Genomic DNA, 19,150 nt, shown 5'->3' with positions numbered 1-19,150 from the left:
TGTTACTTCACTCCCTTCTTACGTTTTTTCTCATCCTTATCAGAATTGATATAGAATACCAACATAGAGAGAGCTGCTGCAACAACAAACAGTACAACAGATATTGCACCGGCATAGCCGTAGTTTTTACCTATGTTCATCTGATACTGGAGATACATGATCATAGTCATAGATGTTCTGTTTACAGCGTCACCGTTTTTGGTGATGATCTGAGGAACGTCGTACATCTGGAGACCACCGATGAGAGATGTGATAAGCACATAAACAAGGATAGGTCTGATAAGAGGAATAGTGATATTCCAGAAAGTCTGAGACGGATTAGCACCGTCGATCTGTGCAGACTCATACAGCGAAGGATCCACACCGTTGATCGCAGCCATCAGCATGATAGTAGTATTACCATACCACATCATGAAGTTGATAAGTGCGATGATAGTTCTCTGTGACCAAACATTCTCAAAGAACTTATAAGCTACGCCGCCTGTGAAAGGCTTGAGCAGCATTGTCATAGGACCGCTCTGGTCAAACATTGTGAAGAAAAGCATACCCATTGCAGCTGCCATGATAACGTTAGGCAAATAGAATATGATCTTGTATGCACCTGTCTTGAGCTTCATTCTAAGGTCAGTGAACCATGAAGCGAACAGGAGAGAGAAGAATATCTGGGGGATAAAGCCCATGAGCCAGATAATGAAAGTATTCATGAAATACTTTCCAACGTTTACCTCTGCCGAAAACAGTTTTGTATAATTCTGGAGTCCAATCCATTTCGGTCCAAAAGTTACACCGTTGGATTTATAGTACTCATACAAAGAATTATTGAATGTCGACAGCAGGGGGAAAAGGTTAAAAACAATAAACACAGCAAAAAAAGGGATAACAAAGATGTAGCCCCATTTTGCATAGCTGATTGACTTATGTTTCATTAAATGCACCCTCTAAAACTGCTTTTTATTTTTGCTGATATCTTTATTTAAGCCGAAAAACGGGGGCGGGTTTTACCGTCCCCGTTTCAGCTGTTTGATTTTTGACTATTTAGTCCTTAACTCTTCCTGATTATGCAGGAGTGTTAAGATCAGGATACTTCTCCTTAGCCTTTGTATAGAAGTTAGCAAGAGCTTCATCCTTAGATACAGTGCCGGTGAAGTAATCCTTGAATGCAGCCTGGAATGCCTCGTTCAGACCCTGATCGTAAGGACCGATCTTAGAAGCATCTATCTTGGGAGCTGCCTCAACGAACATAGCGATGTGGTTCTGACCACCGAGGAATTCAGAGCTGAAGTCAGCAGCGAGTTCTTCCATGCCTGCCTTGTTGTTTGTGTAGTCCTGAGTATCCTTTGTGATCTGGAGCATGATATCCTTATTGCAGGTCAGGCTCTTCATGATGTCAGCAACAGTTTCCTTGTTGTCGGTGCCTTCAGCTGCACAGATCCAAGTACCACCCCAGTAGTAAGCCTGAGGACCTGGGCAAACGTAGTACAGATCATTGCTCTTAGCATTGCCTGCCAGTGTGAAGTTGATGCCCCATGTGGAGTAGAAGAAGCCGAATACCTTACCGTCAGCAGACTGGTCAGCACTCCACTGATCTGCCCACAGAGATGTACCATTGTTGTAACCCTTGTCGGTGTATTCCTTAGTCTGGTCAACCCACTTCATGAGGTTGTCATCTATAACGATATTCTTGTCGCCGTCAACCCAAGGCTGGCTAACGTTGTTAGAGAAGGTTCTGTAAGAATCATCATAACCGGACAGCATGAAGTAACCTTTTTCCTTCATCTGAGCTGCTACTGCGTTGAACTTATCCCAGTCAGAAATAGCTGCCTGAACTTCAGCAGGATCATCTGTACCAAGAACTGCCTTAGCTATATCTCTTCTGTATGCGAACAGACCGGGAGTTGCCTGCCAGGAAACACCCTTCAGAACGCCGTCAGAGCTTGTAACGATATCCTTGGTGTACTGATACTGGTCAGCCAGATCTGCATCAGTGATACCCAGATCGCTGATAGGCATTGCATATTGTCCGTTAACATACTTCAGAGCGTAGTCAGCCTCTACCAGGAACATATCGATCTTATCTTCGTTCTTGCTCTGAGCTTCAAGATCAGTATCCAGCTTGTTCTGATATGCGTTATCAGCAGAAGGAGTTGTAACCCAAACGATCTCCTTGCCATCCTTCAGGTACTCGTGCTCGCCAACCTTCTCGGTGCCGTCAGCATCTACGGAGAAGCCGGACTTTTCCTTGTCATACTCAGGATAGTAATTTCTCAGTCTGCTCTTGAACTCGTCGTTCCAAGTATAGATCCTGATTGTCTTAGCGGAAGCGTCAGAACCCTTCTTCTGCTCCTTTTCGCCGTCCTTAGCGGGGCTGCATGATGCGAACATTGCGCCTGTCATGCACAGAGCCATAGCGCCAGCAAGTAATTTCTTAAGATTTGCCATGATAAATTTCCTCCTTATTTTGCATTATCATATTATTGTTTTCGCAGCATTGTGCCGCGATTAATGCCTATTTTAATTTTTTGACCGACGCACCTTCAATGAGCCGTCCGTCTACTGTAATGACCTCTGTAAAGGTCGTCTGTGGATTCTCGATCAGCGATATCAGCTGCTTTGCAGCCTCTGTGCCGATCGCAGCCGTATCCTGAAGATACGTTGTCAGCTTTGGTGATAACAGCTGTGAATATGCGATCCCGTCATATCCGACTACTGATATATCCTCAGGCACCGACAGCCCCGAATCATTGATGGCATTGAACCCGCCCATTGATGAATAATCATCAGGCATAAATATACAGGTAGGTCTGTTGCTCATCGCAATAAGCTCCTTCGTCATCTCGTATGTCTTTTCAGGATTGTGGTAATCCCCCGCAAGCAGCAGCGAAGAATCAACTTCTATCCCTCTGTTCATACAAGCCTTGCAGAAGCCTGCAAGTCTTCTGTCCGCAACGGCTGATCTGTTGCCCTGTATGTAAGCTATACGCTTGTGACCCATATCGGCCACATAGTTTACAAGCTCCTCGATCCCTTTCTCATTATTTGACATTATCGCTGTGCGGCAGTCAAATATGTGGTCGATAGTCACTACAGGTATATCACCGTTTATGACCTCGTACACATCCTGAGTCGTGAAATCGGTACAGGCGATCACCACGCCGTCAACGTTACGGTACTTGCAATGCTCATAGGTGGACATTTTCTGACGACCCACATTTTTATTTATGAATGTGATGTCATATCCTGCCGATTCAGCCTCTGTCTTGAAGCTGTTGAGCACCTTTGCAAAAAATTCGTGAGTAAGACCTCTTCCCGCATCATCCGAGAACATCACACCGAGGTTCAGTGTTCTGTTGGTTTTCAGTGCCCTTGCCTGGGAGTTCGGGAAATATCCCATTTCCTTAGCAGCTTTAAGCAGCCTTTCTCTTGTCGCCTCACTGACGTCCTTATGTCCGTTCAGCGCCTTGCTGACAGTAGCGACCGAAACGCCGCAGCGCACGGAAATATCTTTTAATGAAACCAATGATGTTTCCGCCTTTCTGTTGGTTAAACGTTTACGCGTTCGTACCATTATTATCTCAAACGTTTCCGCCAATAAGAAATATACTATATTTTCGTGCAAATTTCAAGTGTTTTTTGGAATTTTTCTGCCCGATGTAATAAATTATGTAGCAATAGACAAACACGCCTTTGCGCTTTTGTGCACTTTGTAAATTCAAGTGTTAGCTCTGTAACTGATTTGTAATTTTTGGGCTGTATTTTTTTACCAGAACAGCAACAGGCGCAATAATGAGTGTACAAAATTTACATAAAATGTTACCGACTTTTATAGATATTCCCTCTAACGTACATTTTTTCGTACATCAAATGCCGGCTGTTCATATTTTTAAACGTTTTCGGGTGTTTTTTTGTATTGATTATTTTTCTTTGTGCAAATTACCGGTTCACTTACCCACCATTATTTTGCCGATACACATCTTTGTTCATACTACATATAGTATTTTGATTTTTTATAGGCAAATTTCACACCCGTCATCCCGATCGGCATCATTTTTTTCATTAAAACCTTTGTTCCTCCGCAATAATTCTTCTATCATCTTCCCGCTAAGATTTTCGCTGTACACTGACTTGTACAGTTACGCAAACGTTTCCTGAAATCAAACGTTTTATAGGACAAAAATCGGCGGCAGAACTTTCGTTCCGCCGCCGATAATGTTTTTATTATCACTCATTCAGACTGATCTTGATATCACAATCCTCCTGCTTCAGCTTATCCTCCGCAACCTCAAACACCTCACAATGGCTGGAGCTGAATTTGATATGGCCGCTGCAATTTTTCAGGTTCACTTCCGTTTCAGGATCGGCACCGCCTAAGCCCATAGCCCTTGCACCTTCACCCAGTATATCGAATATACAGTTTTCGGCATTTACCGAGGCATTACCATTCGACGAACCTATAGCCATCAGATTCTTTCCGCGCATAGTTGCTGAGATCTCAGTCCCACGCAGTACAGCCTTGCCGCTCTTTTTATCGGAAACACATATACAGGAGATATTATCACCTGATGCATCATATTTCAGCTCACTGTTTTCGACCAACAGATCCAGTTCGCCCTTGCTGCTGCCTATACCCATACCCTCAACGCAGTGTGTCGACATTAGCAGCCTGGTATCCCTGATCGTTACCGAAGTGTCGGAATCTATCGCTCCGACACATATAAGGTGCTTGCCCGCCAGCTCGATATCCACATCTTCAGAGCATATCTCGATCTTGCTGTTAGGCGAAGCGAAGCCTCCTCCTATGCCTATACAATGTTCTCCATCTATGCTGATATCCAGTCTGCCGTTCAGATGAACATTTATCATGCCATAACCGCTGAGAGGATCCGAACCTATGCCATAGCTCTGTGTCATATACGACCGCATCATAAGGTCACCTTTGCCGACTATATCCAGCCATGCTCCCGTCGGAACACTTATAGAACCGCCCAGCAGTACATTACCTTCTATCTCCAGCGTCAGTCTGCTGCCCTTTCCGACGATTATAGATGCCTCATTGTTTTCGCCCGACAGACTTACACTATCCAGTCTCAGCCTGCAATCAAGACCATCTTTGTTCTTTATACAAAGTGATGAAGTGTATCCCTCTGTACCTTTCAATGCACAGTTGCCGTCAGTGACAAATACCTCTGTATAGTCATCAAAATCCAATGCCATCAGCGAAAGCTCGCGTTCACCTCCTGCAAAGAAAGTCTTTTTGACCTTTATATTCTCATTCACACGGTTGCATTCTCTTATTTTATCCCTGATATCAGCACGTATTACTTTTATCGGTTCGGGTGCAGGACGTGCTGTCAGATATCCCTGTATGAGGTCTATGCCCATGCCTGTGACAGTTCTGAGCTCCTCTGTTTTCTCAACGCCTTCTGCCAGTACCTTGAAATGATTATCGCGCGCATAGTCGATTATATTCTTAACAAAATGCTGTCTGCGCTTATCCTCATGGATATTCATGATAAGGCTTCTGTCTATTTTCACGCAGTTCGGCATGAATGTCAGCAGATTGCTTATATTGGAATAGCCCGTTCCATAATCGTCTATAGCTATGCCTATGCCGTAGCGGCTGCGCCTCTCCAGCACCTTTTCAAGCTGCTGTGTGCTGGCTTCGGTCTGCTCCGTAAACTCTATAACTATTTTCTTGACGATATCGCTGTAGGTACTGCATAGTTCTTCAAAGTCCTTGTCAGGCAGGGTACATGAAGGTATACTGTTTATGAACAGCTGTCTCTCACCCAGATCATCCTGATGCTCATGAACGAATTTGAACAGGTTGTACATGGTATGTCTTTCAACATCATCAAGCCTGCCCATAGCAGACGCATGGCTCAGTATCGTTATAGGAGATATCTTCACCTCTCCCTCATATCTCATAAGTGCCTCATATGCAACTATATCACCGGTCCTGGCACTTACTATAGGCTGGAAGTGGTAGGTCAGCAGGTCATCGTTGAGTATCTTTGCGACCAGCTTTCTCTCATCCTCATCATAGTGCTCCGCACTCTTGTTTTCCCGTCCGTCAGCGATACCTGTACGCTTCTTTTTATGATTATCCTTGGCCAGCGTACGCTGATAATTTGCTTCGTACGGCAGAGTATCAAGTATTTCCGCAGAAGTAAGGGGTGCAACCACTCTTGAAGTATAGAAATGCACACCGAAATCTATTGTCGAATCAGAATTGAACGCATCAAGGTTCCTTTCAAGATTAACAGGAACATCGTCCACAGGCACAGCTGCCTCCATAAGTCCGCAAATAAAGAACTCATCGCCGCTGACCCTTACGCAGATATCGTCCTCGCCTGCGCTGTTGTTGAGTATCATAGCCAGCCTTTGAAGTACCCTGTCGCCCTCACTGTATCCGTAGGCAGAGTTTATACCTCTCAGGTTCTCAACATCTACAGAGATTATCCTCATGATCATATCAGGACGGTCAAAGCTGCCGCAGCGCTGTGTCATGACCTTTTTATATCCTTTAACATTCAGCAGACCCGTCAGCGAATCTCTGATCTGGTCATCGGAAACGCTGTCATTATAAAGTACATGCCTTCTCTGCTTTTCCAAAGCAATAGCCGCATACCGCAGCCACATAACGTAGTGCTTATCAAAAAAAGCACCTGAATCGCCGTACGAAAGCACAGTATACCCATAATTCACGTGTCTGAAATGCAGACAGTTGAATATAAAAGCACTCGGCTTGTCCCTTTCACCGAATATAGCAGGAAGAAGTTCGCGCCTGCTGAATCCCGCTCCGCCCGGGACAGCACCCTTGCCGTTCTGTCGGCTGTAGGCTATGGACAGCGTTTCGGAATAATCCTCCAGCTTGTCACCGAGCACGTGCATTATGCCATCATTAATGCATAGCCAGAAACTCTCAAAATCCCCAAGGTAACGGGTATACCAATCAAGTCTCCATAAAAATTCGTCAAAGCTTTCAGCGTTTACCAGCGTTTCAGACATATCGTTATAGTATGAATCAAATCCCGAACGCCTTGTAGATACCATATTATCCATTGCCGAGCGAGAAAGCTCTGCAAGATTGATCCTTTCACATCCGCAGGTAACACCCTTGCGAAGTACACAGCATGGCTTTCTCTCCGCAGGAACATACTCCTCCCATTTTATCTTGGCAAAAAGTTTTCTCACAGCCTCTACCGCCATAGTTTCAGGACGGCGCTCGATGGAGGTTATGTTAATATAATCAGATGCAAAGGGTTCATTCATGCTGTAGCCCGTAACAATAACATCCTCGGGTATATGTACACCTTTCTCAGTAAGAGCACCGATAACTCCCGCAGCTGTAAAATCACTTATGCATACAATAGCCTGCGGCAAGCCGTGATCAAGTATATCATCAGCCACCGAGGTATATTCACCTATCCAGTCAGGACCGTAGATTATCCTGTCATCAGTCAGATCTATCCCCTGTTCCGAAAATGCCTTTCTAAAGCTTTTCAGTACTCTGTTATGGAAAATGCTGTCCTCAGGACCACTGACGAAACATACATCATTTACATGATGCCACTCTGTCAGATGTCTGACTATCTTATCCGTACACTCATCGTTATCGAACATGATGCTGGTCATATTCTCAGTTTCCAAACCGATACATACCGCAGGAAGATCACTGTGGTCTATGATACGGAGTATACTCGCTTTAGCATCCTCATTCTTTATTGTATATCCGAACACGATCATACCATCAAGCAGACCCGGCTCTATCAGCGAGAAGACAGAGTTTTCTACGCCCACCTGATCGATCTGAGTCAGCAGGGTATTGAAGATTGCAGCGTCAGCATCATGTGCAAAAATCTCCTTCTGGACATGATACAGCGCTTTATTATAAAAATCCTGATCAGGCTCATTTATAACAACACCTATCAAAGGTCTTTGTTTAGGATTCCTTTCCATAGTTATCCCCCGTTGCTTTGGCATAATATTTGTGTATAGTCAACAAAATTATTTACGCAGTCATTTCCTTACTTTGCATTATACCATATAAATAGAATTTTTACAAGTATTTTCCCAGAAAAATTAAAATTTTACAAAGTATAACGTTTTCGTAAAAAAATCGCCCACACCGTGAAGGTGTGGGCGACCGGACTGCATATCATACAGAAAGTCTTATCATCTCGTCGATACAGCCTTTAGCCTTGGCTATAAGCTCATCGCTCATAACTATCTCAGTCACATCAAAACTGCTATCGCCGCCGATAGCCTTGCAGCTGCCATATACGTCCATGAGTGTAGTAAGCTTCATGTTGGGACAGATAAGGCGTTTTGAAAGGTTATAGAACCTCTTCTCGGGGAATTTGTACTGCAGATGCTCAGTGATGGATATTTCTGTACCTATAATGAATTCACGTTCGCTGCTTTCTGCGGCGTATCTCATTATATCAGCTGTAGAACCTGCAAAGTCAGCCAGTTTTGTAACAGCAGGAACACACTCGGGGTGAACGAGGAGCTTTGCATTCGGGTGAGCTGCACGAGCTTCCTCCACCTCATCAACGGTAATAGATGCGTGTACAGGACAGCCGCCCTTCAACAGCATGATATCCTTATCGGGACATTCATTAGCTACAAAGGTGCCAAGATTGCAGTCCGGTATGAACAGTATCTTGTCAGCATCCATATTCTTGACTATCTTCACAGCCGAAGACGATGTAACACATACATCGCACTCCGCTTTAAGTGCGGCAGTGGTATTGATATAGCATACCACCTTACGGTCGGGCTCGTCCATCTTTATCCCGCGTATCATAGCAGGTTCCATCTGTTCAGCCATAGGACAGCCTGCACCGCCGTTTGCAAGATACACATTCTTTTCAGGCGAGAGCATCTTGGCTGTTTCCGCCATGAAATGCACTCCGCACATCAGGATATTCCTGTTCTGCACCTTAGCAGCCTCTACACTCAGCTTATAGCTGTCGCCTGTGATATCTGCGATCTCCACTATCTCGGCAGCCTGATAGCTGTGAGCAAGTATACAGATATCGTGTTCCTTTTTCAGTTCAAGTATTTTGTCCTGGATATCTCTTATCATTTCAATTCACCTGTCTTTTTCGTTTCGGGTGTACGTTCTTTAAGTATTATCGCGGAATGGTCGGAGAGCCCGTTTACGCGTACTGTATGGTCCACTGTCATATCATACTTCTTATTAAGCTTATCGAAGTCCTTGCCTGTTACCAGGGCATAGTCAATTCGGGTATTGAAATTTGATGTATGCTCATTGTGATCATGCCCGGTTTCAATCCAGAAGTCTACAAGCCCTTCTGACATAAACTCATACAGCTTGCTTTTATTTACAGTACCGGGTATGTAAGTATTTATGTCACCTATGTAAATAACACTTCTGTTATCTTCATGCAGCCTGCGGTGTACTCTTATAATACTGTTCCATAACTCTATGGAAGTGTGTTTATCTGTCGGATCATATGTAGGTATGTGTATACCGAATATGATCTGCGTTGGGTCGTCTTTTCTCTGAACAGCAATTACACGATTACGGAATGAACCAAATTCTTCATCAAGTATTTTTTCTCCGTATAGTTTATAAGCCCCTTTAGAAAAAATAGCAGCAGTGACAAATTTGTTGTTACCGATAGGATAAGAAGCTATCTCATATCTGTTCTCCAACGTATTCACTATACTCTTGACACCTTTGAACTCATTGATAAAAACGATATCGTCTTTATTATTCAGATATGAGATTATCTTTTCAATATACCGGCTGCCATTGACTTTCCATATGTTGCACTTTTCTTTATACGATATATTTATCGCAGCTTCTTCTCCCCCACAGAACTCATTCACATTCCACGATGTTATCACAAATTAAATCCTCGCAACTCCGCTTTCTCTTGCAGCCTTGCCTACAGCTTCTGCTACTGCAACGGGAACTGCTCTGTCAAAAGCATCGGGAAGGATAAATTCGGGACACAGCTTGTCATCGGGAACACAGGAAGCTATTGCGTAAGCCGCTGCCAGCTTCATCTCCTCGTTTATATCGCTTGCGCGTACTGCCAGTGCACCCTTGAATATTCCGGGGAATGCAACAACGTTGTTTATCTGGTTCGGGAAATCAGAACGTCCGGTACCTACGATGTATGCGCCTGCTGCCTTTGCAACATCGGGCATTATCTCGGGTACAGGGTTGGACATAGCAAAGATGAAAGGCTTATCGTTCATGCTCTTTACCATATCAGGAGTTACCAGATCAGGCTTGGATACGCCTACGAATACGTCAGCGCCCTTCATAGCATCAGCCAGTCCGCCGCGGATATGCTCACGGTTGGTTATCTTTGCCATCTCAGCCTGTGCAGGGTTCTTGATATCGTCACCCTCGCAGATGATACCCTTGGAGTTCAGCATGATTATATCCTTTACGCCCAGGCTCATCAGGAACTTAGCTATAGCACAGCCCGCAGCGCCCGCACCGCTCATTACGACTTTCAGGCTGCCGATATCTCTGCCTGTCAGCTTGCAGGCATTGAGCATAGCAGCGCCTACAACTATAGCAGTACCATGCTGGTCATCGTGGAATACAGGGATATCAACGCGCTCTTTCAGCTTAGCCTCTATCTCGAAGCATCTTGGTGCAGCGATATCCTCAAGGTTTATACCGCCGAAGCTTCCTGCTATCATAGCAACGGTATTGACGATCTCATCAACATCGTTAGATCTTACACAGAGAGGGAAAGCATCAACATCAGCGAATTCCTTAAACAGAGCGCACTTGCCTTCCATAACAGGCATACCTGCCTCAGGACCAATATTGCCAAGGCCCAGTACTGCAGAACCGTCTGTTATAACAGCTACAAGATTAGCGCGGCGTGTATACACATAGCTGAGATCGGGATCCTTCTCTATTTCAAGGCAAGGCTGAGCAACACCGGGGGTGTATGCCAGTGTAAGGTCGCGGGCATTGTTTATCTTAGCCCTTGAGATGACCTCTATCTTGCCCTTCCACTGTTCGTGAAGCTTTAAAGATTCTTCCATAACGTTCATTTTACTTACTTCCTTTCGATACTTTCAATATAACGGCACCTTGCCGCTGAAACAATTATGCTTTGAAAATATTATACCACATTATCACGCAAAAGTAAAGCCCTCGCGCGGGCACGCATCTCCCTCGCCCAACACATAGATGATGTCATAATTTTGCCACGCTCGGGGATCAAAATAAGTGTATAATATACAATTAACACTTACTATCTATCGATCTTACATAGACCTTCAAAAGATCAACTGCGTATTTACGTTTTTCAGTGGGACATTTCTGCAAAAGCATCATTATCTCACCTATCTCGGCTTCACTGTCATTACCATACAAAATATAATCTGTTGTTATCAAAAGACTTTGAGACAGCTTATTCAAGGTCTTTAAAGACATTCCTTTTGCGCCCAGTTCGATATCACTTATAAATTTCACAGACACATCCAACATCTCAGCGAGTTTTTCCTGCGTAAACATTTGACTTTCACGGCTTTTACGTATCCTTGCACCAATTTCCATGTAGTTAAGCTCATCCATTTTATCACCCTTTATAATACTATACCCTGAGAGTTCTCAAATAAAGTAACTTTCAGGGTTGACATATTATAACTTTTAGGGTATAATATAGTTAACGGCAAACGAATTTTTTGTAATTATGCCGAAAAAACAACACAGCTTACGCTGATAAAGGAGGATTAATCATGAAAAATCAAGATTTCAACACTATGCCCAATGACACAGGTATGATGCAACCCAATATACCAACGAAAAAATGTAAACACTGCCAAAGTGATATCCCAGCAAAGGCAAAAGTTTGTCCTATATGTAATCGCAAACAATCAGCTCCTTTAGGATGTATTATTTCTCTGGTAATAGTTGGTATTATAATAATTCCGGCAATCGCAGGCTCGAACGGAAAATCTAATAAGAAGAATGGGGCAACTGTTGTAAAAAAAGGCTCAGGCAATACGCAAAATACAGAAGACGGCGCTGATGCAGAAACAATAGAAGTGGGTGATACCTTTGAATGTAAAGGACTCAGTATAACAGCTGAATCAGTAAACAATGACTACAAAGTAGCAAAAGATGAATTCGGTCTATACAAAGCCGGCGAAGGCAACAAGTACATTGCTGTATCATTTACATTTGAAAACGTTGATGATTCAGACAAATATGTGAGCATATATGATTTTGATTGTTATGCGGATAATAACAGCTGTGAGCAAAAATACCTTCCGGACGATAATGATTTTTTAAATACAAATCTTTCATCAGGAAGAAAAGTATCTTTTACGACCTACTATGAAGTACCTGCTGACAGTAAGGACATCGAATTGGAATACAGCGCAGACTTCTGGACAGATGAAAAAGTGAAAATAAAGGTTCAGTGAACATAAAAAGGACAGCCGAAGCTGTCCTTTTAGTTTTATATTATTCTTCCTCAGTCGATGTTTCCTCGGCAGGAGCGGTATCCTCCTTAGCCTGTATATCAGAGGCTTCGCCTGCTTTTTTGGCTTTCTTCGCATTCTGGTGTATCAGCCTGAACAGCTTTTCCAGATTCTCCTCATCGGTTGTAAACTTGCCGATATGGGTCATGGTGCTGTTGTAAAGGCCGTGGAAATCCGAGCCGCCCGTAACTATCAGATCATGCTTTTCAGCATACTTTTTAAGCGCATTCTGCTGTGTTTCCGTTGCCGAAAAATGGAAACACTCTATGCCGTCAAGCTTACCTGCTTCTGTAAGTTCCTTCATCAGCTGGATATTGCCGAACATATGGGGATGTGCCAATACAGCCACTCCCTTTGAAGAATGTATCAGATCAAGCACGAAATTGACATCGGGATATTCTCTTGTCACCAGGCACTCACCGCGGGGATACGAGAACAGCCTGTCATTCACTGAGCCGTAAAACTCAGTGGCATAACCGTAGCTTATCAGCGCACGCATTATATGTGATTTATATATGCTCTTTGAGCCCTTGGTATACTTCATCACAGCATCGCGGGGAATGGGATACCTTTCCATGATCTTGTTTATCATGTCCTTCGCACACTCTGTCCTTATCTGACATGATTTAAGGCAAAGACCTTCAAGCCTGTTGGGTTTCTGCGGCGCATAGCAAAGGATATGCACTTTCTCGTTGCGCTTCTTGTCCCATGCAGAAAGCTCTACTGCCTGTATTATATTTACTCCGTAGCGTTCACCAAGTATCTGCGCACGGCTCGTGGATGACAGCGTATCATGGTCGGTTATGGCAAGAAAATCCAGCCCCATGCGCTTTGCCTGCGCAATAACTTCTTCTATGCCCAGTGAACCGTCCGAAAGGGTCGTATGACAATGCAGATCGCCTACCATTTTATGAACCTCCAAATCGTAATCCTATAAGTTATATAAACACAGTATATACATACTGACTAAATAATTATACCATATTTCCGAACATCTTGCAAGTATTTTTGAGATGTTTACACAAAAAGCCTTCACACAATGCCGTTATGCACAAATTTGAAACATACTTTTTGTGAGCACTGCACAGCAATAATCGCAAAAAATATCGGAGAACGGCTCGACCGCCCTCCGATATATCATGTCTACCATTTCCAATCTACGAAGAATCTTTCTTCCTGCGGGTTCTTTGCCGCACGCTGACGAAGATACTCCGTGACCGCCGCTACTACTATCAGCACTATGCCCGCCAGCAGCAGGTAAGCCCACCATGCCACAGCCGCAAGGAAATCGCCTGTTATGTAAAGGGTGAGTCCGAGCAGTGCGACAGCTGATACCAGGAACCAGCGTCTTGTCTTTCTGACAAAGGAATATATCAGCAGCACCAGAGATACACTGAGAACCACTAATGAGTTCAGCAGTGACTGATTCATAAGTCCGTCAGCTATTAGCAGCAGGAACGCTGCCATAAATACTGTCTGGCTGAATTCAGATGATACCTTCTTGTCATCAGCCCATATCTTCTTCACTGCCAGACCGAAGAGGACGATTATAACCAGTATTATCTTGGTTGTCACAGTGCTGTTTTCAAACTGCATGAAAGGTCTTCCGATCAGTGCCAGTCCCGCCAGCCCTGCCGCTGTCGTCATTGCCGCATTTTTGCAGGAAGCTGTGCTCTCACTGCGTATAAAGTTCGCTGTGAACACTGTCAGTTCCAGAAGGGCTATGAACATTCTCGCCCTCGGAGAGAACATCATACTCTCCTTGATACAGCTGATCGCACACAACACTATACCGAAATGAGCAACGTCAAGCTTCAGACCGTCATTATCTTTTTTATACAGCCTGTCAGGGAACATAAGCTTTGATGTAACAGCCAGCACTGCTGTCATTGCAATTGAGAACAATACTATCGCATTACCCTCACGCATCGGATCGAACCATATAGAACGTGCCGCCATACCTGCACCTGCGAACATTGTGAACACCGGCAGTGCAGAATGTATATTGCTCTTTGAAGTCTGCATAACTGCGAAAAGCACTACACTCACCAGAGTCATTATCAGTGCCGCCGTAAGATCTCGCCCGTGATCGTATGCCATCAGAAGTGATACACCCGAGCCGATCTCCGTAACGGTCTTCATCAGCCTGTAATTGTTTTCTTTCTCATCACCGAACTGAAGTGCAAATGCACCTGCACAGAGCACCGCCGCACATATTCCCATGGAAAGCGATCTGCAGTGCATACCGTATTCTCTGTAGATATGATCAGAAAGCATCATGGCTGTTACAATCTCAGGCAGCGGCAGAAGAAGCCGCATGAGCTTTGATTGTAAATGATCCTTGCTGAATGCCTGTATTGCCATGAATATCGCTGCCACCGCCATAGCTATAACGCCATAAGGAAGTGCCGCACCGTAAAGCAGCTTTACACCCAGTCCGAACAGTGCTGCTGTGTAAAGCACATCAGCCAGATCCGAGAATATCGCAGGTATGATATAGTAAAGCGCCAGTGCTGCAGCTATCAGCATTGTGAATATAAATGTGTTTGTATATCCGCCGCCAAAATGCGAGCCTATCATATAGCTTATCACATGGAACAAAACAGGCAGTGTCAGACTGTGAGCATAGATATAGGCTTTGTCCTTTTCGGCTATACCGTAGAATATCAGTTCTGCTGTGACTATCGCCCATATTACCGCTGATATAGGACTGTAATCCGGGTATTCAATAAACAGCATCACCACATAGAGCAGTATATAAACTAAATTCACCCTGAAGACAAGGTATTCGACATCAAAGCGAAGTTTGTTTTTCACTTTGAGTATATGATGTACCAGTTTTCCGACAGCAGCCACCAGACAGCATATCAAAGCAAATACAGTGAAGTCCTTTGCATATATACCTATCATCAGGAACGAATAGGTCAGTGCTGTTATATGTGCCAGAAGTATACCCTGATTTCTCTTGGCAATAGCGTAATAGAGCATCTCAATTGCAATTATCACAGCTATGCCAAAACACTCCCAGCGCCATGTTCCGAAGTCCTGTATGAGTATAGCAAGAGCAAAATACCCGAATATTCCACGCATGAGTATTATCGAAGTCTTAGCGCTGAATCTCAGCTTGCCGGTATCGTGCAGACGGAAGTATATCATCGAAAGTGCCGAGAGAAGTCCTGTCACCATCAGTGCAAATAAAGGTGCGTCATCGATCAGTATACCACACTCTGCAAGCATGAATGCAAGACAGATATTGTGTACCAAAAGCAGGTAAGGGCTCTTCTTGATGACAGCATACGCAAGTGTTTCTGCTGCCACACTGCCAAGCATCACCCAATCGAACCAGCCGAATGTACTGTCACTGAAGAAATCTCCTAGCACTATAGCAAGTCCGAACAGACTGATAAACGCCTTTGAGCAAAATATGAACTGCTTAGCGCGGAACAGCACCTTGTCATGGCGCAGCAGTATCTCATAGACCGCAGTACATACCAGACTCATACCGAACATTATCAGTGCGAACAGCTTATCATCATCAAGCCCGAACTTGTCAAAGTCATGCGGTATGAGCATCCCGACAGTTATACATATAAATACAAATCTGAAGAACAGCTCATTCTGTCTGCGGAACAGTACAGCGTAAACGCTCAGTTCTGTGATCAGCAGCAGGCTCATGGAAATAATAAGGTTTTTGTCATCCGCTCCGAAAATCATGCACGCAAATGCAGGTAAGCTCAGCAAGATCCTCATAAGTACATTGACAGCATTAGCTTTCAGCTTTACCTTGCCCTTGTGCTCCAGATATCTGTACACCATAGTACCTATAATACCTGCAACGATAAGTATCAGCGAGGCAAGCGTTTCAGTATTGTACAAATCGACGATATGATCCAGCCTGGATATCAGTTCAAGTGCCAGACTCAGCACCGCTGCACACTGAGGTATCATCAGCGCCTGACGTTTGTAATGCACTGCCATCGCAGCATGATCCACCAGCCATATAAGTATCACAGCAAACTGTGCACCGCTTTCATAAGGATGTCTGAACAGCAAGGGTATCGCAGCCATAATGAAAACGGCACGCATAAAGAAGTGTACCTTATCCGCCTTGAAAAGCAGCATATCTTTCTTTTCAAGATAGATATATGACCAGCTGCCAACAGCTGAGAATATGGTTATCAGCAGTGCAAACAAAGGATAATTATCAAGTGTCATGATCAGGCCAACTGAACCTGCAAGTATGAGCACCGCATGGTAAGCCAGCCATTTCCGGCTCTTATCGCGGATCGCACGCCAGAGAGTCTCACCTGTATAGATCATCCATACGCCCCAGCCTGCCAGCGACCAGCCAAATCCTACCTCACCTTTTCCGATATCAGCTACCAGACACGGCACAGCCATTACCGCATAGACTGCCTTAACGAATTTGTATATCAGATACGCAGGCTTGGATATCTCTTTGCCATCTTTTTTTCTGAGAGACAATAATACTGAAACCAGCAGACCTGCAGCCGATACCAGCAGCGAGAATACTGCGTATTTGTTTTCAAAATAATCAGCAAACTGTCCAAGGATCAGTGTGCCCGATATCGCTATTGTCGCACAGGAAACATATTCATATACCGGCTTAGCGAATACCTTCATAGCACCCGCTGCAAAGAACGTTATCAATAGTCCGCCCATTGCAAGGAACAGCAGCATACCGCCGCCCTCTATTCCGAACCACGCTCCGAAAAGACCGAAGTATCCCGTAGTTAAATAAGCTATCGTTGTGAACACCGAGCCCAGTATGTATACCGCTGACGCAGTGCCCTCTATTTTCAGTTTTTTATGTGTAAAGCCGAACATCCCAAAGAACAGCGCCGCCTGTGCAGCAAGTACACCAACTCTGGTCCAGTCGCTCATCTGTACCCAGAAAGCAGTTGAGAATATTATTCCTGCCAGCACTACGAATGTTATGCCTATACCGGTAAGCACCGCCGCAGAGCTGTACTGCTTCTTCTCTCGTTTCGGTCTCGGCGCGTGCAGAGGTCTCTGAACGACCTGAGGTCTAGCCCATTCTGGAAGAGGCTGTCTGTTGTTGTACTCCTCCGCCGTCATAGGAGCGGGTGTACGCTGAACAGGAACAGTATGCACCGCTGCAGGCTGATGTATCTCCGCAGCTTTTTTCTGCTCAGGCTGAACAGGTCTTGCCTCTGTGGGCTTTTCCTGTACTGTTTCAGTATGCTTTACAAGGTCAACACCGTCGTGATGGTGCTGAGGCTGTATTTCAGCCTGAACAGCCGTCTGTGCAGGTGTATTCTCCTGTACCGCAGAAACGTTCTGTGCCGCCGCAGTATTCTTTTCAGCAGAAATCTGCTGTGGCTGCGGAACATACCCGACATTTCCCGCACTGTCCTGAAGCCCTTTCTGCCCGTAAGTATTACGTGCCTCGTCTTTGAAGAAGTAACCTTCATTTCTCTGCACGGGAGTCATATTATAAAGCGTCCTGCTGTTAGTCTCCCTCTCTGTTTTAAGTTCAAACTTCTCTTTCGAGGATATCCTGCTTTCTCTGTACAGCTGATCTATGAAGCGCTCAATTTTTTTGCGTTTCAATGAATAACTGATACACATAGGCAGCAATATGATAGGCGAGAGCACCCATAATATGATAAATAATACTGTTCCCATAGTTTCACCCCTTTGCCCCTGTTACGGGGAAAGTATTTCAAAATCATTTGTTATTTGTATTATAACATATCGTTAACAAATATTCAAGATGACAGGGCTTTTTCCTGAACTTTTCTGCTATTAAAAGCCCTTACTTTTAATATACGTTTTGTCTGCTCTCTTTTTATGGTGTCGTTCTGCACAAATTCTCTGCTTTATTTTTGTCCGCTTTTACGATACGAAATTACAAATCAGCGTCGCAACAGGATAAACTATCAACATCATCGCCCAGCAACCAGCGTCCCACTTTCCGTTTTCAACAGGAAGCTTTTTTGCCATAACCCTGCAAAAGATAATGTACACTATCGGCAGTATAATCGCGGCTGCGATATAATCTCCGCCTGAGTTGAAAAAAGCTATACCGCCGTATTCGGCACTTACCATAACTTTCGCCCAGAATATCGTCATTGCCGCACATACAGGCAATCCGAGGGATAGTCTTATAATGATGTTCCTTTTTCCCGAGATCATCTTCGCCTGTCACAATCCCCGCTCATATTCCTCAGCCGCTTTCTTCACCTTTTCCAGATGGAATGAGGAATACACGCACCTGTCGCCCGCTGTCAGCAGGCGGTAATGCTGTGATATATAGTTCTGCTGTATCTTCCATTTATCGGTGGTCTCTATCTGCCTCCACCATACCTTGCCGCCATGTGTCTGACGAAAGTTGACAGTTGTATCATCGAAAGCCAGCGCCTTTACAAGGTCACTCATTTCGCCGCCGAAAGCATTCTGCAAAACACTGCTGTCCGAGAATATGACAGCCAGCGCCGCCGAACCCGTCCACCCCAGCAGAGTTCTTCCTTTTTCTATCTCCACCAGAGTTTTCTTCGATATCCCCAGACAATGCGCCATTTTATCCTGATTGAGTTCAAACTCCGTCCTCACCAGTTTAAGATTCCGGCTCATCATACTGATGAATTCATCACGGTTCATTTTATCACCCCTC

The 19,150-nt window shown here is 44.5% G+C and carries 13 protein-coding genes; 1 reads left to right on the top strand and 12 read right to left on the bottom strand.

The features are described from left to right. Positions 1–2: 2 nt before the first annotated feature. The 8 genes from RUMAL_RS02365 to RUMAL_RS02330 form a co-directional block, all read right to left on the bottom strand. Positions 3–926, bottom strand: a complete 924-nt coding sequence (locus RUMAL_RS02365) for a carbohydrate ABC transporter permease (RefSeq protein WP_013497207.1) — start codon at positions 924–926, stop codon at positions 3–5. 130 nt (positions 927–1,056) lie between these two features. Beyond that, complete coding sequence (locus tag RUMAL_RS02360) at positions 1,057–2,439, bottom strand: ABC transporter substrate-binding protein (protein ID WP_013497206.1); 1,383 nt, start codon at positions 2,437–2,439, stop codon at positions 1,057–1,059. A 67-nt stretch (positions 2,440–2,506) separates the two neighbouring features. After that, positions 2,507–3,517, bottom strand: coding sequence for a LacI family DNA-binding transcriptional regulator (locus RUMAL_RS02355; RefSeq protein WP_043550597.1), 1,011 nt, complete (start codon positions 3,515–3,517; stop codon positions 2,507–2,509). Between the two features lie 701 nt (positions 3,518–4,218). Beyond that, positions 4,219–7,959 (bottom strand): EAL domain-containing protein, encoded by a 3,741-nt coding sequence (locus RUMAL_RS02350; protein ID WP_013497204.1) that lies wholly within the window; start codon positions 7,957–7,959, stop codon positions 4,219–4,221. A gap of 199 nt (positions 7,960–8,158) precedes the next feature. Next, a complete protein-coding gene (gene nadA, locus RUMAL_RS02345; RefSeq protein ID WP_013497203.1) occupies positions 8,159–9,091 on the bottom strand; it encodes a quinolinate synthase NadA in 933 nt (310 codons plus the stop codon). Then, positions 9,088–9,879, bottom strand: coding sequence for an endonuclease/exonuclease/phosphatase family protein (locus RUMAL_RS02340; protein ID WP_013497202.1), 792 nt, complete (start codon positions 9,877–9,879; stop codon positions 9,088–9,090). The genes nadA and RUMAL_RS02340 overlap by 4 nt, the downstream gene beginning before the upstream one ends. A 3-nt stretch (positions 9,880–9,882) precedes the next feature. Then, the gene (locus tag RUMAL_RS02335; protein WP_013497201.1) at positions 9,883–11,055 is read right to left on the bottom strand and encodes an NAD(P)-dependent malic enzyme; all 1,173 of its coding nucleotides are present in this window, start codon (positions 11,053–11,055) and stop codon (positions 9,883–9,885) included. Between the two features lie 193 nt (positions 11,056–11,248). Next, positions 11,249–11,581 carry a helix-turn-helix domain-containing protein gene (locus tag RUMAL_RS02330; RefSeq protein WP_013497200.1) on the bottom strand — a complete coding sequence of 111 codons (333 nt, stop codon included), beginning with the start codon at positions 11,579–11,581 and terminating at the stop codon, positions 11,249–11,251. 164 nt (positions 11,582–11,745) lie between these two features. On the opposite strand from RUMAL_RS02330, the gene RUMAL_RS02325 reads away from it, so the two are divergent. Further along, positions 11,746–12,435 (top strand): DUF4352 domain-containing protein, encoded by a 690-nt coding sequence (locus RUMAL_RS02325; RefSeq protein WP_013497199.1) that lies wholly within the window; start codon positions 11,746–11,748, stop codon positions 12,433–12,435. Positions 12,436–12,475: 40 nt separating this feature from the next. Here RUMAL_RS02325 and RUMAL_RS02320 read toward each other — a convergent pair whose 3' ends face one another. The 4 genes from RUMAL_RS02320 to RUMAL_RS02305 all read right to left on the bottom strand — a co-directional run bounded on the left by RUMAL_RS02320 (position 12,476) and on the right by RUMAL_RS02305 (position 19,137). Next, a complete protein-coding gene (locus RUMAL_RS02320; RefSeq protein WP_013497198.1) occupies positions 12,476–13,399 on the bottom strand; it encodes a PHP domain-containing protein in 924 nt (307 codons plus the stop codon). Positions 13,400–13,635: 236 nt separating this feature from the next. Then, complete coding sequence (locus RUMAL_RS02315) at positions 13,636–18,162, bottom strand: hypothetical protein (protein WP_013497197.1); 4,527 nt, start codon at positions 18,160–18,162, stop codon at positions 13,636–13,638. Between the two features lie 210 nt (positions 18,163–18,372). Continuing rightward, positions 18,373–18,672, bottom strand: a complete 300-nt coding sequence (locus tag RUMAL_RS02310) for a hypothetical protein (protein WP_013497196.1) — start codon at positions 18,670–18,672, stop codon at positions 18,373–18,375. 9 nt (positions 18,673–18,681) lie between these two features. Beyond that, on the bottom strand, positions 18,682–19,137 hold the full coding sequence (locus RUMAL_RS02305) for a helix-turn-helix transcriptional regulator (RefSeq protein ID WP_013497195.1): 456 nt from the start codon (positions 19,135–19,137) through the stop codon (positions 18,682–18,684). Positions 19,138–19,150 lie beyond the last annotated feature (13 nt).

Origin of the sequence: Ruminococcus albus 7 = DSM 20455, assembly GCF_000179635.2 — a bacterium.
Taxonomy (GTDB): Bacteria; Bacillota; Clostridia; order Oscillospirales; family Ruminococcaceae; genus Hominimerdicola; species Hominimerdicola alba.
Note: the sequence above shows the minus strand (reverse complement) of the source record. Positions and strands in the feature narration are given on the sequence as shown.

Coding starts and splice junctions, on each gene's coding strand:
- RUMAL_RS02335 (WP_013497201.1), bottom strand. CDS start 11,055: ATGAACGTTATGGAAGAATCTTTAAAGCTTCACGAACAGTGGAAGGGC.
- RUMAL_RS02315 (WP_013497197.1), bottom strand. CDS start 18,162: ATGGGAACAGTATTATTTATCATATTATGGGTGCTCTCGCCTATCATA.
- RUMAL_RS02365 (WP_013497207.1), bottom strand. CDS start 926: ATGAAACATAAGTCAATCAGCTATGCAAAATGGGGCTACATCTTTGTT.
- RUMAL_RS02320 (WP_013497198.1), bottom strand. CDS start 13,399: ATGGTAGGCGATCTGCATTGTCATACGACCCTTTCGGACGGTTCACTG.
- RUMAL_RS02350 (WP_013497204.1), bottom strand. CDS start 7,959: ATGGAAAGGAATCCTAAACAAAGACCTTTGATAGGTGTTGTTATAAAT.
- RUMAL_RS02360 (WP_013497206.1), bottom strand. CDS start 2,439: ATGGCAAATCTTAAGAAATTACTTGCTGGCGCTATGGCTCTGTGCATG.
- RUMAL_RS02325 (WP_013497199.1), top strand. CDS start 11,746: ATGAAAAATCAAGATTTCAACACTATGCCCAATGACACAGGTATGATG.
- RUMAL_RS02305 (WP_013497195.1), bottom strand. CDS start 19,137: ATGAACCGTGATGAATTCATCAGTATGATGAGCCGGAATCTTAAACTG.
- RUMAL_RS02330 (WP_013497200.1), bottom strand. CDS start 11,581: ATGGATGAGCTTAACTACATGGAAATTGGTGCAAGGATACGTAAAAGC.
- RUMAL_RS02310 (WP_013497196.1), bottom strand. CDS start 18,672: ATGATCTCGGGAAAAAGGAACATCATTATAAGACTATCCCTCGGATTG.
- nadA (WP_013497203.1), bottom strand. CDS start 9,091: ATGATAAGAGATATCCAGGACAAAATACTTGAACTGAAAAAGGAACAC.